Raw genomic sequence first — 3,518 nt, 5'->3', positions numbered from 1 at the left:
GTGCCGCCGTGCTCGCGGCGGCCGCCTTCGCGGCGGCGACGCTGGCGTCCCGTGCCCGCGCGGCGATGCTAGATCCGCTGGAGTTATTGTCTGCCTTCGCGTAGAACACGATTACCCTCCCCATCTCTCTAGATGAGGTCACAGTTCCCTAACAGGAGGCGTTCAACCATCGGTGCGCGGAGCCGGTACGGTGATAGGTGCGGGATTAGTGCCGCGAACGCCGGCCGGAAAAGGGGCCGGCCAGGACACGAACCGGAGTCGATACGTATGACCGAAACGCTGACCGCGACGCTGACGACGACGCAGGGGACGGTCACAGTCCGGCTCTTCCCCGACTACGCGCCGAAGACCGTCCGGAACTTCGTTGAGCTAGCTGAGGGCGGCAAGGAGTGGACGGATCCCCAGACCCGGGTCCGGACCAAGGACAAGCTCTACGACGGCACGATTTTCCACCGGGTGATCGCCGGGTTCATGATCCAGGGCGGCGACCCGCTCGGTACAGGCACCGGCGGCCCTGGGTACAAGTTCGCCGACGAGATCCACCCCGACCTGCGGTTCGACAAGCCGTACCTGCTGGCCATGGCGAACGCGGGCCCGGGCACCAACGGTTCCCAGTTCTTCCTCACGGTCGGGGCCACGCCATGGCTCAACGGCAAGCACACCATCTTCGGCGAGGTCATCGACGGCGCCGACGTGGTGGACAAGATCAGCCGGGTGCAGACCGTGCCTGGCGACCGCCCGGCGACCGACGTGGTGCTCCAGTCGGTCACCATCCAGCGCGGCTAGCCGACGGCAACCCCCATGACCGCGCCGGACCAAGCCAGCCCCACCGGGCAGGACACCCCGCCTACCTGTTACCGGCACCCAGGCCGGGAGACGTGGGTCTCCTGCGTCCGGTGCGGCCGTCACGCCTGCCCCGACTGCCTGCGCGATGCGGCAGTCGGGCAGCAGTGCGTCGACTGCGTGCGCGGCGCGGGTCAGGGCGGGCAGCGGGCCCGGGCGGCCAGGACCGTGTTCGGCGGCCGGCCATCGAGGTCCGCGACCGTGACGTGGACCCTCATAGCCGTCAACATCCTGCTCTACCTGGTCGAACTGGCGCACCCGAGCCTCGCCTCCGACTGGTGGATGCTCGGGTACGCGCAGTACTACACAGGCGGCCCGTTCCACGGCGTCGCGGCCGGCGAGTCGTACCGGCTCATCACGTCCGCGTTCCTGCCGGGGACCGGCAGCCTCGGCATCCTGGACATCGCGTTCAACATGTGGGCGCTATACGTGGTGGGACCAAGCCTGGAGCAGCTGCTCGGCAAGGTCCGCTTCCTCGCCGTGTACCTGCTCAGCGCGGTCGGCGGCAGCGTGCTCTTCTACTACCTGGCGCCGCAGAACGTGCCGGCCCTCGGCGCCTCGGGCGCCATCTTCGGCCTGTTCGGCGCCTGGTTCGTGGCCTCAAGGAAGCTGGGCTTCGACAGCCGCGGGATCGTGCTGCTGATCGCGCTCAACCTCGGGCTGAGCCTCGTCTACCGCAGCACGATCGCGTGGCAGGACCACGTGGGCGGGCTAATCGTGGGTGCTGTGGTGATGGCCGCCTACGCGTACGCGCCGCGCAAGAACCGCATCGCGATCCAGGTCGCGGCCACCGTGGCGGTCGCGGTGCTGCTCGCGATCGCGGTAGTGATCAGGACCGGTCAGCTCACCGCCTAGCGTCACCGCCTAGCGCGGCTACCGCCACTTGGTGGCGAGCACCACGCCGGCCACGATCAGCACGAACCCGCAGACCAGGTTCCACCCGCCGAGCGCGGAAAGCCCGGGCATGTTCGTCCCCGTGACGTAGTAGAGCGCGATCCAGGTCAGCCCGATCAGGAAGCAGGCCAGCATGGTAGGCGCGAGCCATGGCGGGCTGACCGCCTTCCGCGCCGACCGCGTCGGCGGCGGCGTGTAGACCTGCTTCTTCCGGACGCGGGACTTCGGCACCGCGCACCTCCTGCTCGGGAACTTCGGTTTCGGGGTAAGCGTAGTGCACGCTCTTCGCGTGCGCGGCTGCGGTCAGCCGCCGCCTCCGCCGCCTCCACCGCCGCCGCCGCCGCCAGGGCTGGTGGTGGACGCGGACGCGGTGGGCGTCGCGGTGGTCGACTGGGACGAGGATGGCGTCGGGCTGGACGTCGCCTGCGGCTGCACGAAGATCTGGATCGTGGTGCCGGTGGGCTTTGTCACGTTAGCCGACGGGTTCTGGCTCCACACGGTTCCCGCGGTCACCGGCTGGTTGGCCGGGGCCGCGGTGATCACCGCCTCCACCTTGAAGCCCTGCGCCGTCAGGATCTGCTCGGCCTGCGGGGCGGTGTCCCCGATGACGGATTGCACGGCCGCGCCGCCGCCAGAGATGTACAGCGTGATCTGCTGGTTCGGATCGACCTGGGTGCCCTGCTGCGGGGACATGTGGTCCACCTCGCCCTGCGGCAGGGTGGACTGCGCGTCAGGCTGGGTCGTGACGTTATTGAGGCCCACGCTGGCCAGCTTCTGCTGTGCCGCCGCGGACTGCATGCCGGTCACGTTGGGCACCTGGACCTTCTGGGCGCCCGAGGAGACGTAGACCGTGACCGTGCCGCCCTTGGCGATGCTGTTGCCGTTGGGCGGGTTCGTGTCGATCACGTAGCCCTTCTGCACGGACGAGCTGTTCTTCATCACGACCTGCGGGACGAGGCCCGCGGTCTTGATCTGCGCGACCGCCTGGGCCTGCGGCAGGTTGTCCACCTGCGGGACGTAGGCCGACGAGCCGTTGCTGGTCAGCAGCAGGGCGGCAGCGATCACCGCGCCGATCACCACCAGCAGCGGGATGAGCCAGGGCAGCCAGCGCCGTGCCCAGCTGCGCCGCGGCTCCTCACCGCCACCGCCGCCGTCGTAGTCCCCGTACCCGTTCTGGTAGCCGGGCTGGTACGGCGACACGGCCGTCGGCGCGGCGCCCATCCCCATCGCGGTCTGCGGGCCCATCCGCTGGGTGCGGTCCTGGTAGCCGTAGTAATCCGCGCGGGTTGGCGGGGCCATCGCCACCTGCACGCCGGAGGCGGCACGCTGAATGTCCGCCTGCATCTCCGCGGCGCTTTGGTACCGGTCGTTCGGGCTCTTGGCCATGGCCCGCAGCACGATCGCGTCCGCCCACGGCGGCATGTCCGGGTCGAGCCGGGACGGTGGGACCGGGTTCTCCCGCACGTGCTGGTAAGCGATCGCCACCGGCGAGTCGCCGGTGAACGGCGGCCGGCCGGTGAGCAGCTCGTACATCAGGCAGCCGGTGGAGTACAGGTCGCTGCGCGCGTCCACCCGCTCGCCCCTGGCCTGCTCCGGCGACAGGTACTGCGCGGTGCCGATGACCTGGGCGGTCTGCGTCATGGTGGACTGGGCGTCGCTCATCGCGCGGGCGATGCCGAAGTCCATCACCTTGATGTCGCCGTTCTTGGTGACCATGACGTTCCCGGGCTTGATGTCCCGGTGCACGATGCCCGCCTGATGGCTGTACTCCAGTGCGCGCA

Annotated in this window: 4 protein-coding genes; 2 read left to right on the top strand and 2 right to left on the bottom strand. The window is 69.5% G+C overall.

Translation table 11 applies throughout. The features are described 5' to 3' along the window. Positions 1 to 267: 267 nt before the first annotated feature. The gene (locus WA805_RS02190; RefSeq protein WP_422280812.1) at positions 268 to 786 is read left to right on the top strand and encodes a peptidylprolyl isomerase; all 519 of its coding nucleotides are present in this window, start codon (positions 268 to 270) and stop codon (positions 784 to 786) included. Positions 787 to 801: 15 nt separating this feature from the next. After that, on the top strand, positions 802 to 1,698 hold the full coding sequence (locus WA805_RS02185; protein ID WP_424560156.1) for a rhomboid family intramembrane serine protease: 897 nt from the start codon (positions 802 to 804) through the stop codon (positions 1,696 to 1,698). Between the two features lie 18 nt (positions 1,699 to 1,716). On the opposite strand, the gene crgA is transcribed toward WA805_RS02185, so the two are convergent. Both crgA and WA805_RS02175 read right to left on the bottom strand, forming a co-directional pair. After that, complete coding sequence (gene crgA, locus WA805_RS02180; RefSeq protein WP_422280816.1) at positions 1,717 to 1,968, bottom strand: cell division protein CrgA; 252 nt, start codon at positions 1,966 to 1,968, stop codon at positions 1,717 to 1,719. A 72-nt stretch (positions 1,969 to 2,040) separates the two neighbouring features. Next, positions 2,041 to 3,518: PASTA domain-containing protein (locus WA805_RS02175; RefSeq protein ID WP_425241523.1), on the bottom strand; the 1,478-nt coding region annotated here is incomplete at its 5' end.

This window comes from Trebonia sp. (assembly GCF_049794275.1).
Classification (GTDB): Bacteria; Actinomycetota; Actinomycetes; order Streptosporangiales; family Streptosporangiaceae; genus Trebonia.
The sequence above is the reverse complement of the archived record's forward strand: the minus strand, read 5'-3'. Positions and strand labels throughout refer to the sequence as shown.

Coding starts and splice junctions, on each gene's coding strand:
- WA805_RS02190 (WP_422280812.1), top strand. CDS start 268: ATGACCGAAACGCTGACCGCGACGCTGACGACGACGCAGGGGACGGTC.
- WA805_RS02185 (WP_424560156.1), top strand. CDS start 802: ATGACCGCGCCGGACCAAGCCAGCCCCACCGGGCAGGACACCCCGCCT.